This is a genomic window from Agromyces sp. NPDC056389, assembly GCF_042262385.1.
Taxonomy (GTDB): domain Bacteria; phylum Actinomycetota; class Actinomycetes; order Actinomycetales; family Microbacteriaceae; genus Agromyces.
This window is the reverse complement of the sequence record NZ_JBHJPN010000001.1, coordinates 2,711,302-2,736,481: the sequence shown is the minus strand read 5'-3', so window position 1 is coordinate 2,736,481 and position 25,180 is coordinate 2,711,302. Positions and strand designations below refer to the sequence as shown.

At 69.7% G+C, this 25,180-nt stretch carries 23 protein-coding genes and 1 tRNA gene; 10 read left to right on the top strand and 14 right to left on the bottom strand.

Annotation, left to right across the window (positions count from 1 at the left end):
- Window positions 1–44: 44 nt before the first annotated feature.
- The 6 genes from ACFCVM_RS12790 to ACFCVM_RS12765 form a co-directional block, all read right to left on the bottom strand.
- Window positions 45–443 (bottom strand): MmcQ/YjbR family DNA-binding protein, encoded by a 399-nt coding sequence (locus ACFCVM_RS12790; protein WP_375836571.1) that lies wholly within the window; start codon window positions 441–443, stop codon window positions 45–47.
- Window positions 444–501: 58 nt separating this feature from the next.
- The gene (locus tag ACFCVM_RS12785; protein WP_375836570.1) at window positions 502–1,467 is read right to left on the bottom strand and encodes a carbohydrate ABC transporter permease; all 966 of its coding nucleotides are present in this window, start codon (window positions 1,465–1,467) and stop codon (window positions 502–504) included.
- Window positions 1,464–2,444 carry a carbohydrate ABC transporter permease gene (locus ACFCVM_RS12780; protein ID WP_375836569.1) on the bottom strand — a complete coding sequence of 327 codons (981 nt, stop codon included), beginning with the start codon at window positions 2,442–2,444 and terminating at the stop codon, window positions 1,464–1,466. Before ACFCVM_RS12780 ends, ACFCVM_RS12785 begins: the two co-directional genes overlap by 4 nt.
- A gap of 85 nt (window positions 2,445–2,529) precedes the next feature.
- Entirely contained in the window at window positions 2,530–3,888 is a 1,359-nt protein-coding gene (locus ACFCVM_RS12775) for an ABC transporter substrate-binding protein (protein ID WP_375836568.1), read from the bottom strand.
- A gap of 78 nt (window positions 3,889–3,966) precedes the next feature.
- A complete protein-coding gene (locus ACFCVM_RS12770; protein WP_375836717.1) occupies window positions 3,967–5,646 on the bottom strand; it encodes a glycoside hydrolase family 13 protein in 1,680 nt (559 codons plus the stop codon).
- Window positions 5,647–5,841: 195 nt separating this feature from the next.
- The gene (locus tag ACFCVM_RS12765; protein WP_375836567.1) at window positions 5,842–6,849 is read right to left on the bottom strand and encodes a LacI family DNA-binding transcriptional regulator; all 1,008 of its coding nucleotides are present in this window, start codon (window positions 6,847–6,849) and stop codon (window positions 5,842–5,844) included.
- Between the two features lie 125 nt (window positions 6,850–6,974).
- Between ACFCVM_RS12765 and ACFCVM_RS12760 the strand changes: the two genes are divergently transcribed.
- Window positions 6,975–7,652 carry a DUF6766 family protein gene (locus ACFCVM_RS12760; RefSeq protein ID WP_375836566.1) on the top strand — a complete coding sequence of 226 codons (678 nt, stop codon included), beginning with the start codon at window positions 6,975–6,977 and terminating at the stop codon, window positions 7,650–7,652.
- Between the two features lie 62 nt (window positions 7,653–7,714).
- Complete coding sequence (locus tag ACFCVM_RS12755) at window positions 7,715–8,038, top strand: ATP-dependent DNA ligase (protein ID WP_375836565.1); 324 nt, start codon at window positions 7,715–7,717, stop codon at window positions 8,036–8,038.
- Window positions 8,039–8,059: 21 nt separating this feature from the next.
- Here ACFCVM_RS12755 and ACFCVM_RS12750 read toward each other — a convergent pair whose 3' ends face one another.
- The 3 genes from ACFCVM_RS12750 to ACFCVM_RS12740 all read right to left on the bottom strand — a co-directional run bounded on the left by ACFCVM_RS12750 (window position 8,060) and on the right by ACFCVM_RS12740 (window position 8,922).
- Window positions 8,060–8,266: a hypothetical protein gene (locus tag ACFCVM_RS12750; protein WP_375836564.1), complete on the bottom strand. Its 207-nt coding sequence runs from the start codon at window positions 8,264–8,266 to the stop codon at window positions 8,060–8,062.
- A gap of 24 nt (window positions 8,267–8,290) precedes the next feature.
- Complete coding sequence (locus ACFCVM_RS12745) at window positions 8,291–8,683, bottom strand: hypothetical protein (protein ID WP_375836563.1); 393 nt, start codon at window positions 8,681–8,683, stop codon at window positions 8,291–8,293.
- A gap of 74 nt (window positions 8,684–8,757) precedes the next feature.
- A complete protein-coding gene (locus tag ACFCVM_RS12740; RefSeq protein WP_165877426.1) occupies window positions 8,758–8,922 on the bottom strand; it encodes a hypothetical protein in 165 nt (54 codons plus the stop codon).
- Window positions 8,923–9,200: 278 nt separating this feature from the next.
- Here ACFCVM_RS12740 and ACFCVM_RS12735 point away from each other — a divergent pair, with 278 nt between their 5' ends.
- The 3 genes from ACFCVM_RS12735 to ACFCVM_RS12725 all read left to right on the top strand — a co-directional run bounded on the left by ACFCVM_RS12735 (window position 9,201) and on the right by ACFCVM_RS12725 (window position 11,396).
- Window positions 9,201–10,100, top strand: coding sequence for an SDR family oxidoreductase (locus ACFCVM_RS12735; protein WP_375836562.1), 900 nt, complete (start codon window positions 9,201–9,203; stop codon window positions 10,098–10,100).
- Window positions 10,101–10,139: 39 nt separating this feature from the next.
- Window positions 10,140–10,406: a Rho termination factor N-terminal domain-containing protein gene (locus ACFCVM_RS12730; protein WP_375836561.1), complete on the top strand. Its 267-nt coding sequence runs from the start codon at window positions 10,140–10,142 to the stop codon at window positions 10,404–10,406.
- Window positions 10,407–10,469: 63 nt separating this feature from the next.
- Window positions 10,470–11,396, top strand: a complete 927-nt coding sequence (locus ACFCVM_RS12725) for a DNA topoisomerase IB (protein ID WP_375836560.1) — start codon at window positions 10,470–10,472, stop codon at window positions 11,394–11,396.
- A 21-nt stretch (window positions 11,397–11,417) separates the two neighbouring features.
- Here ACFCVM_RS12725 and ACFCVM_RS12720 read toward each other — a convergent pair whose 3' ends face one another.
- A complete protein-coding gene (locus ACFCVM_RS12720) occupies window positions 11,418–13,895 on the bottom strand; it encodes an ATP-dependent DNA ligase (RefSeq protein WP_375836559.1) in 2,478 nt (825 codons plus the stop codon).
- Between the two features lie 85 nt (window positions 13,896–13,980).
- Here ACFCVM_RS12720 and ACFCVM_RS12715 point away from each other — a divergent pair, with 85 nt between their 5' ends.
- Window positions 13,981–14,856 carry a Ku protein gene (locus ACFCVM_RS12715; RefSeq protein WP_375836558.1) on the top strand — a complete coding sequence of 292 codons (876 nt, stop codon included), beginning with the start codon at window positions 13,981–13,983 and terminating at the stop codon, window positions 14,854–14,856.
- An 80-nt stretch (window positions 14,857–14,936) separates the two neighbouring features.
- Here the strand turns inward: ACFCVM_RS12715 and ACFCVM_RS12710 are convergent, their stop codons facing one another.
- Together ACFCVM_RS12710 and ACFCVM_RS12705 are read right to left on the bottom strand one after the other, a co-directional pair.
- Window positions 14,937–15,377: a hypothetical protein gene (locus ACFCVM_RS12710; RefSeq protein ID WP_375836557.1), complete on the bottom strand. Its 441-nt coding sequence runs from the start codon at window positions 15,375–15,377 to the stop codon at window positions 14,937–14,939.
- 100 nt (window positions 15,378–15,477) lie between these two features.
- A tRNA-Ser gene (locus ACFCVM_RS12705) sits at window positions 15,478–15,566 on the bottom strand.
- A gap of 269 nt (window positions 15,567–15,835) precedes the next feature.
- Here ACFCVM_RS12705 and ACFCVM_RS12700 point away from each other — a divergent pair.
- From ACFCVM_RS12700 to ACFCVM_RS12685, 4 genes are all read left to right on the top strand, one after another.
- On the top strand, window positions 15,836–17,800 hold the full coding sequence (locus ACFCVM_RS12700; RefSeq protein ID WP_375836556.1) for an Hsp70 family protein: 1,965 nt from the start codon (window positions 15,836–15,838) through the stop codon (window positions 17,798–17,800).
- A 42-nt stretch (window positions 17,801–17,842) separates the two neighbouring features.
- Window positions 17,843–20,410 carry a LuxR C-terminal-related transcriptional regulator gene (locus tag ACFCVM_RS12695; protein WP_375836555.1) on the top strand — a complete coding sequence of 856 codons (2,568 nt, stop codon included), beginning with the start codon at window positions 17,843–17,845 and terminating at the stop codon, window positions 20,408–20,410.
- 115 nt (window positions 20,411–20,525) lie between these two features.
- The gene (locus ACFCVM_RS12690) at window positions 20,526–21,269 is read left to right on the top strand and encodes an IniB N-terminal domain-containing protein (protein ID WP_375836554.1); all 744 of its coding nucleotides are present in this window, start codon (window positions 20,526–20,528) and stop codon (window positions 21,267–21,269) included.
- Window positions 21,266–21,883, top strand: a complete 618-nt coding sequence (locus tag ACFCVM_RS12685; protein ID WP_375836553.1) for a hypothetical protein — start codon at window positions 21,266–21,268, stop codon at window positions 21,881–21,883. Before ACFCVM_RS12690 ends, ACFCVM_RS12685 begins: the two co-directional genes overlap by 4 nt.
- On the opposite strand, the gene ACFCVM_RS12680 is transcribed toward ACFCVM_RS12685, so the two are convergent.
- Both ACFCVM_RS12680 and ACFCVM_RS12675 read right to left on the bottom strand, forming a co-directional pair.
- Window positions 21,770–23,332: a dynamin family protein gene (locus ACFCVM_RS12680; RefSeq protein ID WP_375836552.1), complete on the bottom strand. Its 1,563-nt coding sequence runs from the start codon at window positions 23,330–23,332 to the stop codon at window positions 21,770–21,772. The genes ACFCVM_RS12685 and ACFCVM_RS12680 overlap by 114 nt on opposite strands.
- Window positions 23,329–25,140, bottom strand: coding sequence for a dynamin family protein (locus ACFCVM_RS12675; protein ID WP_375836550.1), 1,812 nt, complete (start codon window positions 25,138–25,140; stop codon window positions 23,329–23,331). The genes ACFCVM_RS12680 and ACFCVM_RS12675 overlap by 4 nt, the downstream gene beginning before the upstream one ends.
- Window positions 25,141–25,180 lie beyond the last annotated feature (40 nt).

The window sequence follows — 25,180 nt, the reverse complement described above, 5'->3', positions numbered from 1 at the left end:
TAACTCTAACGCACCCGCTCAGATCTCGCCAATCGAGCGCCGCCTCAGCGGTCGGCGTGCCCGGGTCGGAGCGTATCGAGCGCCGTGAGCTGCCGACGATTCGCGACCTGCCGGTAGGACGTCTCGATGAGCTCGGCGAGGAGTTCCCAGTCGGTGTCGGGCTGATCGAGGTCGACACCCACCCATCGGCCCCGGTCGTAGTACGGCGGGCCGAAGAACCGGTCGTCTTGCACGAGCGCGTGATGTTCGTCGGGATCGGTCTTCAGCACGATCGAGAGCGGGCGCTCCATCGAGGCGCTCACGTGCACGAAGATCGGCTTCGCCGCGCGGAACGTCGGCCGCCCCCATGCCTCGACCTCGACGGCCTCGGGCAGCGCGAGGCACACGGCGCGCACGCGCTCGACGAGCGGATGCCGCGGGTCGACGACTCGAGGATGCTCCACGGGCCCACGCTACGCCGCACCGACGACATGACGCGAGCGCCGCGGCATCCCTCGACCGTCAGCCCTTGACGGCGCCCCCGAGTCCGGCCGATCGCAGGAACACGCCCTGGAAGAGGAGGAACAGCACGACCGGGATGAGCGTCGAGATCGCGAGCGCCGCGAGGAACACGTCGAGTTCGATCGAGCCCTGCACGGCCGGCAACCGAACCGAGAGCGGCTGCACTGCCGGGTTCGGCAGCACGAGCATCGGCCAGAGGAAGTCCTTCCACGCCGCGATGATCGCGAACACCGACACCACGCCGAGGATGGGCTTCGACATGGGCAGCACGATCGACCAGAACAAGCGGAACGGCCCTGCGCCGTCGGTTCGAGCCGCCTCGAACACCTCGCGCGGCAGCGCGTCGAAGAAGCGCTTCACGAGCAGGATGTTGAAGGCGTTCGCCGCAGCGGGCAGCCACACCGCGAGGTAGTTGTTGAGCAGCGACACATCGCCGAGCAGCGGCGGGTTCACGATCGTGAGGTAGAGCGGCACGAGCAGCACGACGGCCGGGATGAAGAGCGTGACGAGGATCGCGCCGTTCAGGATCGGCGCGTAGCGCGGCCGCAGCACCGACAGCGCGAAGCCCGCGGTCGTCGCCACGAGCAGCTGGAAGAACCAGGAGCCGGCGGCGATCACGATCGTGTTCCAGAAGAACTGGTCGATGTGCACCTCGACCCACGCCGACTGCAGGTTCTGCCAGTCGATGCCGTTCGGCCAGAGGGCGAGCGGCTGGCGCAGGGTGTCCTGCGTCGGCGTCACCGCCGACTTCGCGAGCCAGAGCAGCGGGCCGAGGCCGGCGACGACGAGCCCCACGAAGAGCGCGAAGTGCACGCCGCCCATGCCGAGCCTGACGCCCCGCTTCTTGCCGTCGAAGTCCGAGACGATGCCGCGGTCGCGGGACTCGTCGTCGAAGCGCTTGGCGCGGCGCGACCTCAGCGAGAGCCGAGGCAGGCGGATGTCCCGTGCGGAGGGCGTCGTCGTCATGAGGTGCTCCAGCGGTTCGTGAGCTTGAAGTAGAGCCAGCTGAGCAGCGCGAGCACGATCGCGAGCATCACGCTGAGCGCCGTCGCCTCGCCGTAGTCGCCGCCGAGGCTGTTCTGGAACGCGTAGCGGTAGATGAGGAGCAGGATCGTCACGGTCGCGTTGTTCGGACCGCCGCCCGTGAAGAGGAACGGCTCGAGGAACACCTGCGCCGTCGCGATGACCTGCAGGATCAGCATGATGAAGAGGATGCCGCGGAGCTGCGGCAGCGTGACGTGCCAGATCTTGTCCCAGATCGATGCGCCGTCGACCTCGGCCGCGTCGTAGAGCTCCGGCGGCACGGCGAGGAGCGCGGCGAGGTAGATGATGATCGACCCTCCAGCTGCGGCCCAGGTCGCCTCGAGCACGAGGGAGGGCATGGCCGTCGCCGAGGACTGCAACCACGGCTGGGCGGGGATGCCGAACCAGCCGAGGATCGTGTTGAAGAGACCGGTCGGGCTCGCGTCGTAGAAGACCTTCCAGAGGAGCACGGCGACGACGGGCGGCACGACGACCGGCAGGTAGGCGAGCGCGCTGTAGAAGCCCTTGCCGCGCCGCACTTCGCTCATCAGCACGGCCACGAGGATCGGCAGCGGGAACCCGAAGAGCAGCGCCAGCACGGCGAAGTACAGGGTGTTGAGGATCGCGGTGCCGAGCAGCGGGTCGCCCAGCACGGCGGCGAAGTTGTCGAGGCCGACCCAGGAGGGCGGGTCGAGGAGGTTCGTCTGCTGGAAGCTCATCACGATCGACTGCACGATCGGCGACCAGCTGAAGATCCCGAACACGACGAGCATCGGCGCGAGGAAGACGAGGGTCGAGAGGCCGCCGCCCTGCACCCACGTGCGGAGGTTCCGCGCGCGCGTGCGCGGCGCGGGAGTGGGCGGCGGAGCGGGCTCGCCCGCTGGCGGGTCCACGGCGGGCGGTTTCGCGGTGAGGGTCATCTGAGTCCTTCGCAGTCGGAGAGAGCGGATGCCGCGGCGCGGTCGGTCGGGGGAAAGGCCCGCGCCGCGGCATCCGCTCGGTGCGCTACTCGTCGAGCAGCGCCTGCGCCTCTTCGTCGGCCTGCTCGAGCAGGGCGTCGATGTCGGCGTTCTGGTCGGTGAGCACGGCCTGCACCACGGGGTCGAGCAGGGCGTAGATCTCCTGCGTCTTGCCCTTCGGCTCGCCCACCGGGGTCTGCTCCCAGATGCCCTCGATGAACGGGGTCATCTGGTCGCGCGGCACGTTGATGTACGGCTCGATCCAGACGAGCGACTGCTCGTAGGCCTCGCGGTTCAGCACCGGCAGGAGCGGCGTGCCAACGGCCTGGTCGCTCTCGGCGAGGGTCTTCGCGTCGAGCACCGCTGCATCCTCGTTCAGGAGCTTCTGCATGTAGTACCAGTCGATCCAGGTGACCGCCGCGGCCTTCGTCTTCTCATCGACCGTGGGGCTGACCACGGCGATGTCGCCGCCGCCGAGGGTGCCGCCGTCGTTCTCGACGGGGATGACCGTGAGCCCGTAGTCATCGGGGTTCAGCGAGAAGTCGCGCACGAGCGCCGTGTAGATGTCGGACCCGGTCGTGTACATGCCGATGTTGCCGGCCGCGAACTCCTGGTTGATGCTGCCCCAGTCGAGCAGGAAGTTCGACCCGAGCGAGTTGTCCTCCCAGCGCAGTTCCTTCAGGAACTCCAGCGACGCCTTCGTGCCGTCGTTCGCGATCGTCGAGGTGTAGGTGCCGTCGCCGTTGTCGGTCTGCGTGCTGCCGCCGCGCGCCACGGTGGCCGCGGTGAGCTGCCAGCCGCCCGTGTTGTTCTGCGTCATCTGCATGTAGCCGGCCTTGCCGGTCTTGTCGGCGATGACCTTCGCGTCCTCGCGCACCTCGTCCCACGTGGTGGGCGGGCTGTCGGGGTCGAGCCCGGCCGCCTCGAACAGGGTGCGGTTGTAGTGCAGGCCCATGGCGTAGGCCTGGCGCGGGAACCCGAAGATGCGGCCGTCGGAGTCGGTCACGCCGTCGAGGATCACGGGGTTGAAGCTGTCGGTGTACCCGAGCTCCTCGATCTCGTCGGTCACGTCCATGAGCTGGCCGTTCTCGAGCAGGGTCTTCGAATCGGTGAAGGGCACGGTGAAGACGTCGGGCAGGCTGCCGCCGGCGAGCTGCACGGCGAACGTGGGTCCCTCCCACTCGTACTCGACGCCGATGATGTCGATGTCGGGGTTGGCCTTCTCGAACTGCTTCTCCTGGGCTTCGAACGCCTCGTACGCCGCGGCGTCGGCGCCGGGCGGGAACGTCGCGACCCGCAGTTCGGTCTTGCCGCTGTCGCTGCCTCCCGAGCTGCAGGCGGCGAGGGCGCCGACCATCGCGAACGCGGCGATGCCGGCGATCACGACCTTGCGTGGTGACTTCATTGTCCAGTCCTTTCGGTGCTGTGTTCAGGTGTGATGCGGGATGCGTGCCGCGGCCGGTGTGCGCCGCGGCCTCGACGGTCAGGCGCTCCGGTGGAGCCAGGCCGTGGAGTCGGGTGGCAGCAGCCCGCCGACGAGCGGGGTGCTGGCGAGGAGGATGCTCTCGTGCTCGGGGAGGCCGACGGGGTCGGCACCGAGGTTCGTGACGCTGACGAAGGTCTCGCCGCGGCGGAACGCGAGCACCTGCGGGTCGCCGTCGAGCCACGTCATCGGCCCGTCGCCGAGGGCCGCCTCGCGGTGCCGCAGGCGGAGGGCCTGCCGGTAGAGCCAGAGCATCGAGCCCGGATCCGCCTCCTGCGCCTGCACGGTGAGTGCGGCCCAGTCGGCGGGCTGGGGCAGCCAGGGGGCGACGACGGTGCCGTTCGGACCTGGTCCGGCCGGACTGAACCCGAACGGCGCCTCGGTGCCGCGCCAGGGCAGGGGCACGCGGCATCCGTCACGACCGGGGTCGATGCCGCCCGAGCGGAAGTGCATCGGGTCCTCGAGCACCTCGCGCGGCAGCTCGGCCTCGGGGAGGCCGAGCTCGTCGCCCTGGTAGAGGTAGAGCGAGCCGGGCAGCGCCGCCGTGAGCAGCGCCGCCGCACGCGCACGCCGCACGCCGAGGTCGAGGTCGGAGGGCGTGTCGAAGCGCTTCCTCGCGAAGGCGAATCCCGAGTCCTCGCGGCCGTATCGGGTGACCGGCCGGGTCACGTCGTGGTTCGAGAGCACCCACGTGCTCGGGGCGCCGACCGGAGCGTGGGCGGCGAGCATCAGGTCGATCGATCCGCGAAGCTCTGCGGCGTCCCACGGGCGCGACATGAAGTCGAAGTTGAACGCGGTGTGCATCTCGTCGGGGCGGAGGTAGGCCGCGAAGCGGGAGGCATCCGGCACCCAGACCTCGCCGACGAGCACGCGAGTGCCCTCGTAGGAGTCGGCGATGCGCCGCCACGCCCGATAGACCTCGTGCACTTCGTCGCGGTCCTCGGTGGGGTGGCCGCCGGGCGCGACCTCTGCGGGCACCTCGGGCAGCGCCGGGTCCTTGATGAGGAGGCCTGCCGAGTCGATGCGCACGCCGGCGACGCCGCGGTCGAACCAGAAGCGCAGGATCTCCTCGTGCTCGCGGCGCACGTCGGGGTGGTTCCAGTTCAGGTCGGGCTGCTCGGGAGTGAAGAGGTGCAGGTACCACTCCCCCGGCGTGCCATCGGGGTTCGTCGTGCGCGTCCACGTGTCGCCCTGGAAGTTCGAGACCCAGTTCGTCGGCATCTCATCGCCGTTCGGCCCCTTGCCGGGGTGGAACCAGAAGCGCTCGCGCTCGGGTGAGCCCGGCCCCGCGGCGAGGGCGGCCTGGAACCACGGGTGCTCGCTCGAGACGTGGTTCGGCACCACGTCGATGATCGTGCGGATGCCGAGGGCGAGCGCGTCGGCGATGAGGAGCTCGGCGTCCTCGAGGGTGCCGAAGCTCGGGTGGATGTCGCGGTAGTCGCTGACGTCGTAGCCGCCGTCGGCGAGGGGCGAGGGGTACCACGGGTTGAACCAGAGGGCGTCGACGCCGAGTTCCTTCAGGTAGCCGAGACGGCTGCGCACTCCGCGGAGGTCACCGGTGCCGTCGCCGTCGGAGTCGGCGAAGCTGCGCACGTAGACCTGGTAGATCACCGCGCTCCGCCACCAGAGCGGGTCGGGCGCGCCGGCAGTGAGGGCCGATGCGGCATCCGTGAGGTGCATGGTCACGCTGTGCGTCTCCTCGTGTCGACGGGTCAGGGGCGCCGTGTCGAGGGAAGACAACAGCGTCGATGAGCGTCAACGTAATGAGAGCAACAGAATGATGCAACTATTCAACAAATCGACATCAGTTTGCGATGATTTGCGTGGAATTGCGGCATCCGCTTGCCTGATCCACGCAAGCGGCGAAGGATCCGGTCAGCGCCTGGCCGGCGCGGTGGAGCCGCGCACCACGAGCTCCGGCGCGAAGAAGACCTCGTCGCCGATCGTGCGCTCGCTCGACATCTGGCGCATGAGCAGCTCGATGATCATCTTGCCCATCGCCTCGATCGGCTGCCGCACCGTCGTCAGCGGCGGCTCGGTGCAGTTCATCAGGGCGGAGTCGTCGTAGCCGATCACCGAGACGTCGTCGGGCACGCGGAGTCCCGCTCGCCGCACGGCCCGCACCGCGCCGAGCGCCATCGGGTCGCTCGCGCAGACGATGCCGGTGACGCCCGCGGCGAGCAGCTTGGTCGCCGCGGTCTGGCCCGACTCGAGCGAGTAGAGCGAGTGCACGATGCGGTCGTCGCCGAGTTCGAGTCCGTGCCGCTCCGCCATGCGGATCGCCGCAGCGTGCTTCCGCTGCGAGGGGATGTGATCGCTCGGGCCGAGCAGGATGCCGATGCGCTCGTGCCCGAGCTGCACGAGGTGCCCGAACGCCTGCTCCATCGAGGTCGCGTCGTCGCACGAGACCGTGGCGAAGTCGAGACCGTCGATCGGGGCGTTCACGAGCACGGTCGGCAGCTTCAGCTCGCGCAGCCGCTCGTAGTGGTCGTGGTTCACCTCGGCCTGGGCGTAGGCGCCGCCGGCGAAGATCACGCCGGAGACCTGCTGGTGCAGGAGCAGCTCGACGTAGTCGGACTCCGAGATGCCGCCGGCCGTCTGGATGCAGAGCACCGGGGTGTATCCGTTCTGCGCGAGGCCGCCGCCGATCGCCTCGGCGAGCGCGGGGAAGATCGGGTTCTGCAGCTCGGGCATGACGAGGCCCACGAGGCGGGCCCGCTCGCCGCGGAGCTTCGTCGGCCGCTCGTACCCGAGCACGTCGAGCGCCGTGAGCACGGCGTCGCGGGTCGACGCCGAGACCCCCGGCTTGCCGTTCAGCACCCGGCTGACGGTGGCTTCGCTGACTCCGACCTTGCGCGCGACATCCGCGAGTCTCCTCGACATGCCGTCATGCTACGGGAGGCAGCGCAAGAACTCGACAATCGAACGGATGTCTCGGCGCCCCATGTCAAGCACTTGTTCGCCGGCCGGGTGAACGCCAACATCGGATCATCGGGATGGGAGGCGACGTGACCGAACGCTCCGCAGTTCGATGGGTCCGCGAGCATGCGCTCCTCCTCGTGTGCCTCGCCATCTTCCTGCTCTGCCTCGTCGGCATGGCGATCACCGGGTACCAGGTGGACAACGACGACCGACTCGAGCACGGCGCGGCCGCCATCGCCTTCGGGGACTACCTGCGGTCGGGGCACTTCATCGAGGCGACGTTCGAGAACTGGGAGTCCGAATTCCTGCAGATGGGCGCCTACGTGGTGCTCACGATCTTCCTCTTCCAGAAGGGCTCATCGGAGTCGAAGCCCATCGGCGAGCACACCGCCCAGGATGACGACCCGCGCCATGCGGAGGTCGGTCCCGACACCCCGTGGCCGGTGCGCCGCGGCGGCGTCTGGCTCGTGCTCTACGAGAACTCCCTCGCGATCTTCTTCTTCGTGCTGTTCGGGCTCTCGTTCTGGTTCCACGCGGTCGGCGGCGCGGAGGTGTACACGGAGGAGCAGGCGCGGCACGGACTGCCCGGAGTCGGGGTCCTCGAGTACCTCGGCACCTCGCAGTTCTGGTTCGAGTCGATGCAGAACTGGCAGAGCGAGTTCCTCGCCGTCGCGGCGATCGTCGGGGCGTCCGTGTACCTCAGGCAGCGCGGGTCGCCCGAGTCGAAGCCGGTCGCGACGCCGCATCACGAGACGGGGTCGTGAGAGGCGGTGCCGGCGCGGTCGCGGCGGTTTCCCACGTGCTCGACTCCGGCTAGAGTTCGGGCATGGGCAAGCTCATCTACAACTCGTCGTCACGCGAACTCGAGATCGACGACCGCACGCTCGCCCACCTGCGCGTGGCGATCCTCAACAAGCTGCGGCGTTCGGAGAGCTTCGCGATGACGTGGGAGCACGGCGTCGAGAACGGCAGCGGTCGCACCACGATCTGGCTGCACGAATCGATCCCGCTGCAGTTCGTCTTCAGCGGCAATCGGCAACCCACGCTCAACCGACTCTGGGTCGAACAACTACTGCTCTCCGCCAACAGCACGAACGGACTCCATTACATGCCGGAGCCCGAGCAGAACGACCCGATCGAGGGCGAGTAGCGCGCCCGTCCGTGTCATCGCTCAGTCGACCGCCTCGATCTGCGTGATGATGAATGCTCGCGCGGCCGCGTCGAGACGCTCTCCGGGCGGAACGCCGCAGAGTTCTTCGATCTCCGCAGCGGTGTCCGCATCGATGCGCGCGTCGAGGTCGGCGAGCAGCCGATGCTTCGCTCCGATCGACAGCTTCGGCCACCAGCGCTCAGGGTCGCTCTGCGATTCGTTCGCCATCGCGGCTCCTTCCTCGAGCGAGGCTCAGGCCGGCTGCGTCTCGCTGCCGGCCTCGACCTCCTGCACGTCGACACCGACCTGCACCGGCTGATCGGCGATCGTCGGAATCGGATCGGTGTCGAGGTGCTCGGGCACGAGCCGGATGCCGCCCGTGCTGTTCGCCGACCGCATCAGGTCTTCGATCCAGCTCCGGCTGAGCTCGGGCGCCTCAGGCTCGTCGAAGACGAAACGCAACGGAATGCTGGGGTGCAGCCAGAGCGTGCTCCGGCCGCGCGGCTGGTCTTCGGCATGCTGCCACGAGAGCGTGAAGGACTCGCCTCGGCGAAGCTTCGTCGTGATGGCGACCTTCACGTGCGCGAGCGCGCGGTCTTCAATACCGATCGGGGTGCCGGAGTCGCCGTAGTACAGAGTTCCCACGGTCTCAGTTTAGGCCTTCGCAACGCCGAACGGGCGGCCCGAAGGCCACCCGTTCAGGTGAAGTCTGCGCGGGGTCACACCGTCCGGTTCCCGCCGATGAAGCGAACGAGGAACACGATGAGCGCGATGACCGCCAGCACGACGCCGACCCAGATCAGGAAGTTGAGTGCGGGCACGACTCCGCCGGTGATGAGCAGCACGACGGCGGCGATGGCAATGATGGCGACGAGGATGTTCATGATCTCTCCTTCATGTGTTCCGCCCTCGTGATCGACGAGGGCGGCGAGTGGCTCCCACCCGACGGGCAGAACCTCGAGACGGGGGTACGCCTCGTCCCTCGACGCTATTGGGCCGTCGACACCGGCGGCTAGGGGTTGACCGCCCTTCCGGCTGCGTGATACCGACGAGGCCTGAAGAGCGGCCATTCGTACGACTCGAGGGTCGGCGATGCACCTGTCAATCCCCTGCCGCAAGCCGCTGCGCGCGCGTACCGTGGCCGGTGATCCGAGGAGGTCCAATGACCTACGACCGTCTGAGCAACGACCGGCTCATCGATCCGACGACGAAGCACACGACCGACCCGTTCCCGAGACAGGAGCAGGAGCCGCCCGGCCTCACCGAACGGATGTCGCCGCTGCCCGACCACGGCGAGCAGAGCTATCGCGGCAGCCGGCGCCTCGACGGTCGGCGCGCCCTCATCACCGGCGGCGACTCCGGTATCGGCCGCGCCGTCGCGATCGCCTTCGCCCGCGAGGGCGCGCGGGTCGCCATCGCCTCGCTGCCGAGCGAACAGGAGGACGCGAACGAGACCGCGAGGTGGATCTCGGACGCCGGATCCGAGCCGCTGCTGCTCTCGGGAGATCTTCGCAACGAGGCGCACTGCAAAGAGCTCGTCGCCCGCACCCATCAGGCCTTCGGCGGCCTCGACCTGCTGGTGCTGAACGCCGCCCACCAACGCGAACGGGGCGGCATCGACACGATTCCGACGGATGATTTCGAGACCGTGATGCGGGTGAACCTCTTCGCACCGGTCTTCCTGGCACGCGCAGCGGTACCGCTCATGGACGCGGGTTCGAGCATCATCACGACGACGTCCATCCAGGGCTTCGACCCGTCGTCGGCGCTCGTCGACTACGCGATGACCAAGGCGGCGCTGGTCGCCTTCACGAAGGCGCTCGCCGAGGAGCTCGGGCCACGGGGCATCCGGGTGAACGCCGTTGCCCCAGGTCCGATCTGGACGCCGCTGATTCCGGCGACCGGCTGGCCGGACAAGCTGCCGGAGTTCGGCCACAACACGCCGCTCGGCCGGGCCGGCCAGCCGGCCGAACTCGCCGGGGCGTACGTGTACCTCGCCTCCGACGAGGCATCGTACGTCTCAGGGGCGGTGCTGCCCGTGACCGGCGGCCGTGGCCTCTGAAGTGCGCCGGTCCCTGTCGACGACTGAATGGAGCACATGATGCCAGGACGACGGAATGCTTCGCTGAAGGACCCCGAGCTCTACGAGGAGCTCCGTGACGACGGCGCCTCGAAGGAGAAGGCGGCCCGCATCTCGAATGCGGCGGCCGCGCAGGGTCGCAGCGCGATCGGCCGGAAGGGCGGCGAGAGCGGCGACTACGAGGATTGGACCGTCGATGCGCTGAGGAAGCGCGCGAAGGAGCTCGGACTCAGCGGCTACAGCGGCAAGCGCAAGGCCGAACTCATCTCCGCCCTCCGCAACCACTGAGCGCGCCTCGCCGTGCCACGCCTCAGACGTGTCGAGCCCTACGTCTCACCCGGGTACGCCCGGGTGAGACGCGGTCGCGGCTTCGGCTACGAGCACTCGTCGGGCGGGGCGGCGGGGCGAGTCGAGCGCACCCGCATCGCGGAGCTCGCCGTTCCGCCCGCGTGGCAGGAGGTGTGGATCTCGGACGCGCCGAACGCGCACATCCTCGCCGTCGGGGTGGACGCCGCCGGACGGCGCCAGTACCTCTACCATCCGGCATGGCGCGAGCGACAGGACGCTGAGAAGTTCCAGCGCATGATCGCCCTCGCCGAGGCGCTTCCGGGTGCCCGCCGTTCCGCCGCCGGCGACCTCGCACTCGAGGGCTGGCCGCGCGAACGCGTGCTCGCGGCCGCCTTCCGCACGCTCGACCTCGGCGGCATCCGCATCGGTTCCGAGGAGTCCCTCGCCGGCTTCCGCAGCCGCGGCCTGACGACCCTGCTGGTGCGCAACGCGCGGCTCGAGGACGAGGACACCGTGCGATTCCGCTTCCGAGCGAAGGGCGGTGTCGCGCAGGACCTCCGAGTGGCGGATGCCCCGCTCGCCGAGTTCATCGCGAACGCCGGCGAGCGCTCGTCGGCGAGCCGTCTCTACGCGTGGTCGGCTGGACGGTCGATGCGGGCGGCAGCCCCCGTCGACGTGAACGACGACATCCGGGAGCGCACCGGCGGCGACTTCACCGCGAAGGACTTCCGCACGCTCCGCGGCACGATGACGGCCGCCGATCACCTGGCGCGACTCGGCACGGAGAGCACCGCGCGCGCCCGGAAGGCGGCCGTTCGCGAGGCGATCGAGGAGGCCGCGAGCGCGCTCGGCAACACACCCGCGATCGCCCGCGGCAGCTACGTCGACCCCCGAGTGCTCGTCGCGTACGAGCACGGCATCGTCGTGGCATCCGGAGCCGATCGCGAGGCGCGACTGATCGAGTTGCTCGGCCGTGCGGACGGGACCTGAACGCGGCTCGTTCACGAACCGCTAGCGCTCGCGCACGACCTCGGCCGGCGACTTGTCGGGTCGAAGGCCACGCCATCGCGGATGCCGCGCGACGCCGGTGCTCGTCCAGTCGCCGAGCTCGATCTCGCCGACGAGCTCGGGACGCACCCAGACCGCGTCGCTCATGTCGGCCGCCGGCACCTGCACGAAGGGCGACTCGGCCTGCTCGAGCGGCCGCAGCATGGTCATCAGACGCTCGAGCTCGCGCTCGCCGAACCCCGAACCGACGCGACCGGCGTACTCGAGTCCGCCGACCTCCACGCCGCGGTCGCCCTGAACGCCGACGAGCAGGGAGCGGATACGACCGGTGCGGGTGCCGACGCCGCGTCGATAGCCGCCGATCACGACCTCCTGGGTGATCGTGAGCTTCAGCTTCAGCCAGTCGCCGCTCCGCACGCCTGGCCGATAGCGGGAGTCGGGCCGCTTCGCGACCAGCCCCTCGAGCCCGAGCCGTCGGCTCTCCTCGAGCGCTTCGGCGGGGCTGCCGGTGGCGGGAGCCGGCACCTCGACCGGCACGCCGCGCTTCATCCGGACGAGCCCTGCCAGTCGTGCGCGGCGCTCGCGGTACGGCTCGTCGACGACCGGCAGGCCGTCGACCTCGAGCACGTCGAAGAGGAGCAGCCGCACGGGCACGGATGCCGCGACCCGCTCGATCTCGCGCGGCTTCGTGAGGTTCATCCGATGCTGCAGTCGCCCGAAATCGGGTCGCCCGTCGACGTCGAGTGCGACGATCTCGCCATCGAGGAGGGCGTCGCCGCGCACGACCGCGGGCAGGTCGGCGAGTTCGGGGTAGCGCGCGGTGATGTCGACCCCGTTGCGACTGAGCAGCCGCACGCCTCCGCCCTCGGTACGCGCGAGCACGCGGATGCCGTCCCATTTCCACTCGAGCGCCCAATCCTCACCCGAGAGCATGCCGAGGGTCGCCGCCGTCGCGAGCATCGGGCGCTGCGTGATCGAGCCGACACGACCGTCGGCGCGCGGCGCCGGGATCGTCGTCGGCGAAGCCGCCGACTCGACGGGTGGCACGGCCGCTGATGCGGACGCGCTCGCGGCGGCGCCGGGCTCATCGCGGTGCACGGTCTGGTCCTTCATGCGATGCAGGAGCCACGAGCTCTTCTCGCCGTGCCCGTCGGTTCGGATGAGCGCGAGTCGCACCGGCCCGCCGAGCGGGCCGCCCGGCCGGCCGTCGACGTCGATGATGATCTCGTCATCGCGCCACTTCTCGGTCGCGTAGGTGCCCGTATCCCAGATCGTCATCGAGCCGGCACCGTACTCGCCCTTCGGGATGGTGCCCTCGAACGCGGCGTACTCCATCGGGTGGTCCTCGGTCTGCACGGCCAGGTGGTTCGTGCCCGACGTCTCGGGCACGCCCTTCGGCACCGCCCAGCTCTTCAGCACTCCGTCGCGCTCGAGTCGCAGGTCGAAGTGCAGTCGCCTGGCGCGGTGCTCCTGGATCACGAAGCGCGGCTCCCCCGGGCTCGCCTCACCCCATGCCGACGCCGGCATGGGCTCGGGCGTGGCCGTGGCGCTCCGCATCGACAGGTACTGCGTGAGCGGCCCGCCGTGCGAACGCTCGGTGATCGCACGCATCGGGTCGTCCGACCCCGCGACCCGTTCGAGCACTTCGGATGCCTCGAGCTGACGGAGCCCTGCATCCTCGAGTTCCTCCCACGTGCGCGGCGCCGCGACGGTCGGGCGTGGTCGCCCGCGCAGCGAGTACGGCGCGATCGTCGTCTTCTTCCCGTTGTTCTGGCTCCAGTCGATGAGCACCCGGCCCGTGCGCAGCGTCTTGCGCATGCTCGAGACCACGAGGTCGGGATGATCGGCCTCGAGCGCCCTGGCGAGTTCGTGCGCGACGGCCGAGACCTGATCCGAGCTCTGCGTGCCGTCGAGTGCCGCGTACAGGTGGATACCCTTGCTGCCGCTCGTCACGGGCACCGCCTCGAGGCCCATGCCCGCGATGAGGTCGCGCACGAGTCTGGCCACCTCGGCGCACTCGGCGAGTCCCATGCCCTCGCCGGGGTCGAGGTCGAAGACCATGCGGTCGGGCCTCGCGGGCTCCCCGGCGGCGTCGAATCGCCACTGCGGCACGTGCAGTTCGAGGGCGGCCTGCTGGGCGAGCCAGACGAGCGTCGCCCGGTCTCCGGCGATGGGATAGGCCTTGTCGCCGTCGGAGTGGTGCTGGATGCCGCGGCGCACCCAGTCGGGCGCATGCTCGGCGAGGTTCTTCTCGAAGAACGGCTGCTCCGGGGCATCCGCCGTGCCGACGCCGTGCACCCAGCGCTTGCGCGTGACCGGGCGTCCGGCGACGAGCGGCACCATGACGGCGGCGATCTCCGCGTAGTAGGAGATCACCTCGCCCTTCGTCATGCCCGTCTCGGGATACATGACCTTGTCGAGGTTCGTCAGCCGCAGGCGGCGGCCATCGACCTCGACGAGTTGGCGCGTGCCGTCGGCCATGACCACCATCATGCCGGTGTCGACGCCGGATCACGAGGACCGCGAGGGGTATCGCACACGTAGGCCCCTGGTGTGTACTGGAGGAATGCGAGCCGTCTGGAAGGGGGCGGTCACATTCGGCCTCGTCAATGTGCCCGTCAAGTTGTACAGCGCCACCGAAGACCACGACGTGTCACTCCACCAGGTGCACGACGAAGACGGTGGCCGCATCAGGTACCAACGCAAGTGCGAGGTCTGCGGCAAGGTCGTCGACTTCAAGAACATCGACAAGGCGTACGACGACGGCGAGCAGACCGTCGTCATCACCGACGACGACCTGAAGTCGCTGCCGGCCGAGCGCAGCCGCGAGATCGAGGTCGTCGAGTTCGTGCCGAGCGAGCAGATCGACCCGATCATGTTCGACCGCAGCTACTACCTCGAGCCCGATTCGGCCTCGTCGAAGGCCTACGTGCTGCTGCGCGAGACACTCGAGTCCACCGACCGCACCGCGATCGTGCAGATGGCGCTGCGGCAGAAGACGCGACTCGCGGCCCTCCGCGTGCACGGCGACGTGCTCATGGTGCAGACGCTGCTCTGGAGCGACGAGGTGCGCGCCGCCGACTTCGCCTCGCTCTCCGAGCCCGTGAAGATCTCGGCGAAGGAGCTCGACCTGTCGAAACAGCTCGTCGAGAGCCTCGTCTCCGACTTCGACCCCGAGCAGTACGTCGACGAGTACCAGCAGGAGCTGCGCACCCTCATCGCGGCCAAGCTCGAGCAGGGCGAGGGCATCGACACCGCAGCGACGTTCGGCGAGGAGCCCGAGGAGGAGAAGGGCGGCGAGGTCATCGACCTCATGGAGGCCCTGCGCCAGTCGATCGCGGCGAAACGCGAAGGCTCCGGCGCGAAGCCGAAGGCCGACGAGAAGCCGAAGAAGGCGCCCAAGAAGGCTGCGGGCACGCGAAAGCGCGCGGCCTCCGAGTGAACGGATGCCGCGCGCTCTTCACGTGCGTGCCGGTGGGTGCTCCTCTGCGTGATGCCGGGGAGCGGCCCGTCTGGTGACCGCTATTCGGCGGTGCACACCTCGGTGACCTTGACCGCTGCGGCCTGGATGTCCGCAGTCTGCGCAGCCTGGGCCTCGGCGTCGATCTCGGCGCCGGCCTCGATCTCGGCGGCGGTGGGCAGCGTCTCCGCCCAGTCGCTCGCGGCGTCGATCTTCTCGTCGAACGCGTCGAGGGCGTCGGCGAGAGCCGAGTCGTCGGCGGCCTGCTCGTCGAGTGCGTCGACTCGCTCGGAGAGCTGCTCGAGGTAGGCCTGGAGTTCGGCCGGGTCGGACGCGGTCAGGATCGCGTTCTGCGCGCCGTTCGAGATGTCGCGCACCTCGACGCGGACGACCTCGCACGAGTCGGCGGATGCGCTCGCCTCGGTGCCGCCGCTTGTGGCGCAGCCCGAGAGAAGCAGGGCGCCCGCGAAGACGAGCGCAGTTGAAGTGATGATTCGTTGCATGTGCAATGCCCCCAGATCGTGTGAACCACACGAGTCTACCGGGGCCGTGAATCCGCGCGCCGGCGCGGATTCTTCAGTGCGATCGGATCACTCCGTAGTGCGGAGACGAGGGGATTTGAACCCCTGGTCCCCTTACGGGGACTCCACCTTAGCAGGGTGGTGCACTCGGCCGGACTATGCGACGTCTCCTCGCGAATGCTGTGCGCAGACGCGACAGTCATCATAACCCGGCGACTGCCGGTATGACGATTCCGGCAGCGCGCCGGCACTTTGAGGCCTCTCCGACCAGCGGTCGCGGGCTCGCCCCGACCTGGTTCGCGATTGCACCGTTCCGTTCGAAATGGGGGACGTTCGAGTACCCCCGTACCCTCCGAACTGGGGGTACTCCAGAAGGCGCTCGCCCTCTCGCGGTCTCACTCCCATCGTCTTATAGTGACGCTGTTCACACCAAGTCGGGGATGTGGTTCGCGAAGATGGGGGACATCTCGTACGCTCTCGCGGTCGACATCGGCACGAGTCGCGTCGCAGCGGCGACAGCCGAGTTCGAGCGAGACGGAAGTATCAGCGCCTCGCCCTTCGCGCTGGGGCGCAAGGGCGACTCGGTCGCGACCGTCGTCTTCGTCGCCGACGGCGGCGACCTGCTGTTCGGCGATGCCGCGGAGCGGCGAGGCGTCGCGCAGCCCGAGCGCCTCGTGCGCGAGTTCAAACGCAGCGTCGGCGATGGTGTGCCGCTCGTCGTCGGCGGACGCACCCTCTCCCCCGAGACGCTGTACGCGGCGACCTTCGCGTCGGTCGTCGACACCGTCACCGAGCGAATGGGCTCGCGCCCCGATGCGATCTCGCTCACGTATCCGACGGCATGGGGGGCGCACCGCCTCGGCCTGATCAGGACGGCGCTCGTTCGTCTCGGCATCGACGAGGTGTCCCTGATCACGGAGCCCGAAGCCGCGGCCCGCCAGTACGAGGCGATGCGTCCGCTCGAACCCGGCCAGTCGATCGCGGTGTACGACCTGGGCGGCGGCACCTTCGACGCCGTGGTCCTGCGCAAGGGCCATGACTCGGACTTCGCGTTGGCCGGTGAACCAGCGGGCATGGACGACCTGGGCGGGGCGAACTTCGACGACGACGTGATGCGGCACGTGATCGCGACATCCGGCCTCGACGTCTCCACCCTGTCGGTCGACGACCCCGATGTCCGCCTGGCGCTCTCCCAACTCCGCCGGGAGTCCATCGATGCGAAAGAGGCGCTCTCGTTCGATTCCGAGGCCACGATCCCGGTGCTGGTCCCGCCGAGCCGTTCGAGCGTGCGCCTGACGCGCTCCGAGTTCGAGCAGATGATCGACGGTGCACTCGACCGGACGCTCGACGTGCTGGAACGGGCCATCGACTCCGCCGATCTCACTCCCGATCAGCTCGAGGCGATCCTCCTCATCGGGGGATCGTCGCGGATTCCGCTCGTCGCACAGCGCCTCTCGGAACGGTTCGACCGTCCGCTGGCGGTCGACGCGGACCCCAAGGCATCCATCGCCCTCGGCGCGGCGCGGACCGCACTCGGCCGATCGAGCGAGAGCCCCGTCGCCGTCGCCGCCCCGGTCGCCGTGGCCGTATCGGCACCGGTGGCGGTATCGGCAGCGGGAGCGCTCGCGACCCTCGACGGTGAGGACAGGGCCGTCGACAACGACGCCGGCATCGAGGCGGAGGCGAGCACCGGCCGCGGATTCCAGCTCGCGCGCATCGCCGGCGCCCTGGGCCTGCGTCGCGAGTCCGCCCGTGCTTCGACACGGTTGTCGCCGTGGCTGATGGCCGGCGCCGTGGCGCTGATCTCGGGTGCCATCGTCTTCGGCGGCACGATGGCCGCCGGCTGGCGGGTCACCGACTACGACAACGCCGCTTCCGTAGACGGCGACGGGACGTCGGACACCTCCGGAGTGGTGCCGTGGCCGATGACCGACCCGGCCACGCGGGCGTTCGCGCCGTTCGCGAAGATCCTGCCGCCGGGCGCCCCGATCGGCGAGCCCGGGCTGTTCGAACGCGCGGAGGATCCCGTCGACGCGCGGCGACCGAACTCGAACCTCCCCGGGGAGGATCTCCCGCAAGCTCGCCCAGGGGTGCCGGGCACGAAGGCGCCGACGTCGCCGACGTCGCCGGTCCGCGCGGTCGACCAACCCGTCGGCACGACGCCGCCCGTCGATGACCCGATCCCACCGGCTGACGACCCCACCACCCCGCCGACGACCGAGCCGCCCGCCCCGGACCCGACGCCCGATCCCCCTGCGCCGGACCCGACGCCCGAGCCCACGCCCGACCCGCCGGCACCGGAGCCCACGCCCGACCCGCCCGCACCGGACCCCACGCCCGACCCGCCCACGACCGACCCCACTCCGGATCCTGCCGCCCCCGACCCGACGCCCGACCCCACCTGACCCGGGCACCCACGAGTGGCGAACACGATGAGCATCCTTCCTGTGACGAGTCCCGTCCTTCCGGAGACCGCACCGCCATTCGCCTGGGAACGCCAGCTGCGACCCGCGGTGGACGCGATCGCCGCACCATGGGCCGGATCCGCTCGGGTGATGGTGGTGGGCAACGCCGGTTCCGGCAAGTCCACCGCGCTGCGCCACCTGCATCGGATGCTCGCCGACGACGACCGCGGCGCGAGCCTGATCACCGGCGGCGACCTGGATGTCGCGCGCGTGCCGCGTTCGCACGTGCTGCTGGTCGATGATCTGCACCTGATGGACGACTCGCAGTTGGAACGGGTTCGAATCCGTTCCGACGATCCCGATGCGGCCCTGGTGGTGGCCAGCCGTCCGTGGCCGGCGTCGGAAGCGCTGACCTCGATCGCGCGACGGCTCGAGCAGACCCGGCCCGCGATCGTGCTCGGCCATGTCTCGCGATCGGACGTGCTGACCTATCTGGAGAGCCGCGGGCAGTCGATGCGGAGCCGCTGCATCGACCACGTCCTCATGGCGACCGGCGGCGTGTCGTGGCTCGTGTCCGAGGCACTGTCCGCACACGACGACCGCGACTGCGTCGACGACGCGACCCACGGAGAGCTCGCTCGAGTACTCGAGGAGCGGATCGCGCATCGGCTCGACACCCTCGAACCCGACCTCCGCCGGACCGTCGAGATGCTCGCCATCATGGGCGGGCGCACGCGGTCGCCGCTCGAGACCCCCGAGCACAGCGACGAGAGCATCATGAAGGGATATGCCGAGGGCCTGTTGATGCGCAACGGCCAGCCGGTACCGCTCGTGCGTGCCACGGTCAGGGCGACGATCCCCGCGCGTCGCCTCATCGACGCGAGCCGCGGCCTGGCCGACGTCATCGCGCGATCCGCCGGATCGGGAGATCCCGGCGACGACGATTGGGCTGACCTCGTCGGCGACCCGCGGATCGGCGACGCGCTCGTGCAGCACGGCGACGGGATGCTGGAGGATCACCCCCGGCGCGCGAGCGAGCTGTACCAGGCCGCACTCAGATCCGGCGTCGACCCTGCCACGATCACCGCGCGCCGGGCGCAGGCGGCATGGGCTGCGAACGATCTCGATGCCGCCGGTGCGCTGATCGATGGGGCGCCGTCCGCCGCGCGCGACATCGACGGCGAGCGGTTGGCCGATGTCGCGGCCGCGACGTGGGCGAGCCGCGGGATGATGGAACAGAGTTCGGCCGTGTACCGGGTGGCGCTTCCCGGCAGCCCCGATTCGGCCGTGCGCGCGATGATCGCCGAGTACGGCGTCGGCGCGCTCGACGATGCACGCGAGGCCGCCGCCGAGATCCCCGCCGAGCGCATCGGTGCGCCGACCGCGCTGGGCGTCTCGATGCAGCTGCTCCGTCGCGGCCTCGCCGCCTCGGTCGCGACCGAGAGCGACCCGACCATGCTCGTCGACCTGGTGCGCGCCGCTGAGATGTACACGTCGTCATGCACGTCCGCGGCGATCCCCGAACTGCCGGCGGTCATCGCGGCGACGGTCGCGATCAACCTCGGCGACCTGGCCACCGCGCACACCGTGATCGAGGACGCGATCGCCGGCCGGCACGGCGGCGAGTGGGCGCAGCCGCGCCTGCTGCTGTGGCGGGCATGGGTCGCGGTGCAGCGGGCCTGGCCCGCCGAGGCGCGCGAGTCGCTCGCGCGCGCGGTGGAGAGCACTCCGACCCTGGCGCCGCGCGACGCGCTGCTCGCTCATTCGGTGCAGGTTGCGATCGCGCGCCGGTACGAGGATGCCGCGGGCCTGGCGGCTGCGTGGCGCCAAGCCCGGCCGGGGATCCTGCGCGCCGAGATGGACCTGTACCTCCTGCTCCCGCTCGCCGAACTCATCTGCTCGGCGGCGAAGGTGGGAGACTCCGAGCACGTCGAACCGCATCTCGCCCGTGGCCTTCGGATCATCGACGGGCTCGGCGACCCCGCGCTGTGGTCGGCGCATCTGCACTGGGCGGGCATCCAACAGGGCATCCTGCTGAACCGGCCGGAGGATCTCGCCCCGCATGCGCATGCGCTGGTGGCCGCGGCCCCGACCAGTCGAACCGCCACGGTCATGGCGAAGGCCGGCAGGGTGTGGACGTCGGTGCTCGCCGGCACGGTGAACGCCGATGCGGTCGAGAACGCTGCGCGCGGCCTCGCCGCCGTGGGGCTCGCCTGGGACGCGGCTCGCCTGGCCGGACACGGCGCCGGACGCACCTCCGACCGCAGGGTCGCCGCCCGCCTGCTGTCGTGCGCTCGCGACCTGCACCCCAACGACGCGGCACGCCGCCCCGCGGCATCCGGAACCGAAGCCTCCACGACGCCCGTGTCGTCCGCCCCGGCGACCGAGCTGCTGAGCGATCGCGAGCTCGAAGTGGCCAGGCTCGTGCTGCAGGGCAAGACGTACGCCGAGATCGGCGAGTCCATCTTCATCTCGCCCCGCACCGCGGAGCACCACATCGCCCACATCCGTCGCCGGCTGGGTGCGTCGTCGCGTTCCGAGGTGATCGCCAGACTGCGCGTGCTGATCGAGGAGTCGGATGCCACGGAGGAGGCAGATGCACCCCCCTAGTGCCCCCGAACGGTTTCGGGGATTGCCCCGATGCCGGGTCGGCACGACCGGCATACCTTGAGTAGACCAGCTTCGTCCATGCATGTTGCCCGTTCGACCGCTGAGGAGTCGGTACATGAGCACACCCGTCACGACGATCGCCGATGCGCTGATCGCGTTCATCCTGAGCCTTCTCCGCGACCCCGATGCGGTCGACGAGTTCAACTCGTCACCGCAACAGGCCTTGGCCAGTCACGGCCTCCAGGGCGCCTGCGGGGCGGACGTGAAGGCGGTCGCTCCCGTGATCATCGACGACCCGTCGGTGACCACGAGAGCGATGGCATCACCGCAGTCCCGCTCGACGAACACCGATCCCGGGTCGCCGGAGCCGTTCAACGACACGAATGACGCGATCAACGAGATCAGCCGCATCATCAATCAGTTCACGACGATCGACAACCGCTCGACGATCATCGACCAGTCGACGAACCAGAACATCTGGGCCGACGGCGACGTGACGCAGATCTTCGATCAGGATGCCGTCGTGGCCTCGGGCGACGACGCCGTCGCCGCCGGCGGAAACGCCTCGATCGACGAGTCCGATTCGACGATCACGACGGGCGACATCGCAGTCGGCAACACCACCGGTTCGAACAACACGACGACGACGGACACCTCCGACGAGACGACGGAGGATGCGGCCGACACGGCGACCGAGGCCCCCGCGGTGACACCGGAGCCGTCCGCTCCGGTCGACGTGGAAGCGCAACCCGAGGCGCTCATGTCGGACCTCACGGCAACGGATGCCTTCGCCCCCGACGAGCCCATCTCGGCGCCCGAACCCGAACCGTATCCCGAAGAACTGGCCGAGGAGCAGTGACCGAGCAGACGAATCCGCCCGCCGGCGTCCCGGCGATCAACACGGCCGCGGTCGACGCGGGCCGCAGGAGAGAGGCGCCTGAACGCCCTCCCGTCACGAATCCGAACGCCGCCCCGGTGCTGGTGAAGCTGACTCCGCCGTTCTCCGTGCGAGCGAGCCAGGTCCTCTGGATCCTGAGCTTCGCCGCCGGCGGCTCCGCAGTGGTGTACTTCTTCGTCATTCGCCAGACCCAGCTCCCCCTGATCGCCGACGTCGTTCGCGGAGTCAGCGGCGGCCGTGCCGAACAGACGTACGAGACCGCGGCCGACGTCGTGTTCTGGATCGTGTTCGGCGTGATGGTGGCTGCACTCCTCGCGCAGATCACGCTGCTGGTGTCGTTCATGAGTCGGCGCCCGAAGGTGCGCTGGTGGCAGCTCGCGACGTTCGTGGTGCAGGTGATCCTGCTGCTGCTGTCGACGGAACTCGTGGCGATCGGCGAACGCGGCGAACCGTTGCAGCTCCTATTCGCCGCCCAATGCGGGCTCGTGCTGCTCGCGCTGCTCTGCAGCGTGCTCCCGGGCGCCATCGCGTGGTCCGCTCGCCAGCATGACATCCGGCGCGGGCCCAAGGTCTGACGCGATCTCCTCGAGGCTGCGGATCACGACCCGGCACACCCCCACGGCCGCTCGGTCGGTCAGCGGCGACTCGGCGAGCCGGCGCCAGGAGATGAGCAGGGTGCCCACTCGTTCGCGGAGTGCTTCGTCGTCGGTGCCCTCCGCCGCACCGAGGCGCACATGGGCCGGGGTGCCCTCGGCGCCGATGATCGTCTGGGCTTCCGCGGCATCCTGTGCGGCCAATGGCAGCCCCTCCGACCTCGCGACGGCCAGCAGCGAGAGTTCGCGCAACGCGTGCGCGCCGACCGTGATGCGCTCGATGCCGCTGCGGATCTCGTCGACCCGCTCGCGCGGACGCTCGCGGATGAGCCGCTCGAGACCGAGCAGCACGCCGCGCACCTTGAGCGTCGACGCGCGCGTGCGGAACTGATCGCGCACGAACTGCTTGAGCTCGATCAGTCCGCTCTGCGCCACGAGCTGCTCGGACAGATCGGACGAACTCTCGACTCCGCCCCGGATGAGCGCGGTGGCCAGCCGCACCCCGAACAGCCCGAACCGATCGAGCAGATGCCGTCGCTCGGACGTGCTGAGTCCGGTGGCGTCGGAATCCCGTGTGAAGCGGTCGGCCGAGACGAGGAGTCGCTCACGATCGGTGCGTTCGAGCCCTGCGAGTTCGCGGAAGGCCGTGTACTCGCTCTCGCGGAGTGTGCGGGCCCCCTCGGCGACGAGCCCGGCCACGGGGATGACGCCCAGCACCAGCGAGGCCAGCTCGCCGTCGAGCTCGTAGCGCCGCGCCACCTTGCCAGCCGACAGCAGGGAATCGATCCGACCGGAACCGATCTCGTCGGAGCGGGAGAGCACGCCGACGGCGCAGATGGTCTGCGCTGCACCGGCGGCGGTGTCACGGAAGGCCTCGAGGAACTTGATGTCCGACGCGTGCAGGTGCCGCATGAGGTAGACCACGGCATCCGCCGACGACGGCGCATCCTCGGGGGTGAGGAACGACCTCGCCCGCGCTGACGTGTCCGCCGACAACGAGGCGATGCCCGGCGTGTCGATGAGGATCATGGACTTCAGTCCGATCAGCGGCCAGCCGACGTCGATCCAACCGACCTGTTCGGCGGGGATGCCGCCGAGGTCGAGCATCAGGCGGCCCTGGTCTCGCCGCACCGGGAGCCGCCGGGGCTCGCCCTCCTTCGGGTGGAGCGTGACGGTCGGCGTCGCCGAATACCGGTACCAGGTGACGACCCGGGTGCACTCGCCGGCATCCGTCGGTGCGATCTGCTCGCCGAGCAGCGCGTTCAGCAACGTCGACTTGCCCGCCTTCACCATGCCGGCGACCGCCAACCGCAGGGGCTCGTGCAGGCGCCGTTCGAGTTCGGCGATCACGGTGCGAGCCGCGGGGTCGTCTTCGTACACGGCGGCGGCGGTTCGCAGCAGGTCCTCCGCGTCCTTCACCGGAGTCGTCACCGTTGTGCAGCCTCGCTGCGCATCGGCGGCAGTGCGGGGATCTCTGCGCGAAGCGCCTCCAGCTGATGGATCTGCGCCTGCAGTTGCGCCACCCGCTGGTCGCGCTTGGACGTGTACGTGGTCGCCGTCTGCTTCGCCGTGACCAGCGCGTCCGACAGCGAGCGATGCAGCTCCTCCGCCATCGCCCCGAAGTGGTCGCGACCGGCGCGTTGTACGAGCCGCAGCCGGTCCTTCAGCTGCTTGCCGACCTGGAAGGTGACTTCGTCGATGTAGCGGCGCACGAGTCCCTTGGCCTCGTGCTTCCTGCGGGTCAGGCGGGAAGTCATGTCCTCGCGGTAGGCGCGCCGGCCGACCAGCACGCCGGCGAGCAGCGACAGCGGATTGATCAGCGAGAGACCGATCAACCCCGTGGCGAGGCCCACCATGAGGACGCCGCCGTACGATCCGCGCACGCCGATGTAGATCCGCTCCCCTGCGCCGAGACGACCGGAGTCGAGTTCCGAGATGCCCTCGACCGGGTCGAGCACCCCCTGGGTGTCGCCGACGTCGATCGCGGGGAGCGCGGCCTCGCCGGCACTGAACAGCTCGGCGACCTCCTCCGACAACCAGCGCGAGCGTTCATCGGTCCACACGAACGTCTCGGACACCGCGCTCGCCACGCGTTGGTCGAGCCATTCGGTGATCTGGTCCCAGATGGGCCCGGGGTCGCCCTCCTCGATCGCGTCCTCGGCTTCGCGCTGCACCTTGCGCAGTCGGTCTCGAAGATCGTGCTCCATGTCGGCGATGAGGTCGGCGATGCCGTCGGTGAGCGTCACCTGCCAGCGCGATGACCGCCCGCGGAACTCGTCGGCACGTGCCTTCGCGACCTCCAGTTGGGCGATCATGCGCGGGGTGTCCTCAGGGTGCAGGATCGCCGTCAGCTCGGAACGAAGCGACATCGTGAGCTGCTCGACCACCGAGACCAGGTCGTGCACGGCGCTGCGCTCGTGGATCACCTCGGCGCGGCCGAGCACCTCGCGGCGCAGATGCGCGACGAGCGCCGGGAATCCGGACTCGTCGTTCAGGACCCGGTCCTGCATCTCGGCCGCCAGCAGGCGCAGGTCACTGGAGACGGAGAAGATCGGCACGTCGCCGGCGTCGCTGAGGTGCCCGCGATCGATCTCCTCGATCTCCCGCCACGTCGGGTAGAGGTCGGTCTTGGCGAGCACGGCGGCGACGTTCGGCGAGATGCGCATCGCGTGCTTGAGGAACTGCACCTCCGGTTCGGTGTACTCCTGCGAGGCATCCGACACCAACAGCACGGCGTGCGCCGTCGACAGGGCCGACAGCGTCGCCAGCGCGTTGGACGACTCCAGCCCTCCGACGCCGGGAGAGTCGACGAGCTTCAGACCGCCCTTGAGGATCTCGCGCGGCAGCAGCACCTCGGCCGACACGATGCGTCGCTCGTTGCGCGGATTGCCTCGTTCCGACACGAACTCGGAGATGCTCTCGAGCGGCACCCGCCGGCGTTCGACGGCGGTCGCACCGGTGACGGGATCGTCGCGCTGCTCGAGCACCCACGCAGAGGGTTCGTCGGCGTACCCGACCGAGGTCGGCACGCTCGTCGCGACGTCGTCGTCGACGGGGCAGGCCGGCGCGTTCACGAGTGCGTTGATGAGCTTGCTCTTGCCCTGCTTGAACTCGCCCACCACGATGACCCGGATGTCGGGGTCGACGAGTCGCGCCTGCGTCTGTTCGATCCGCCTGGCCAGGTCGGCGCGACCGGAATCGGCGGCGAGCTGCCCGACGTTGCGGACGACCTCCAGCATCGCCGATTCCTCGGACCCGGGCTCCGGCATGCGTTCCGCC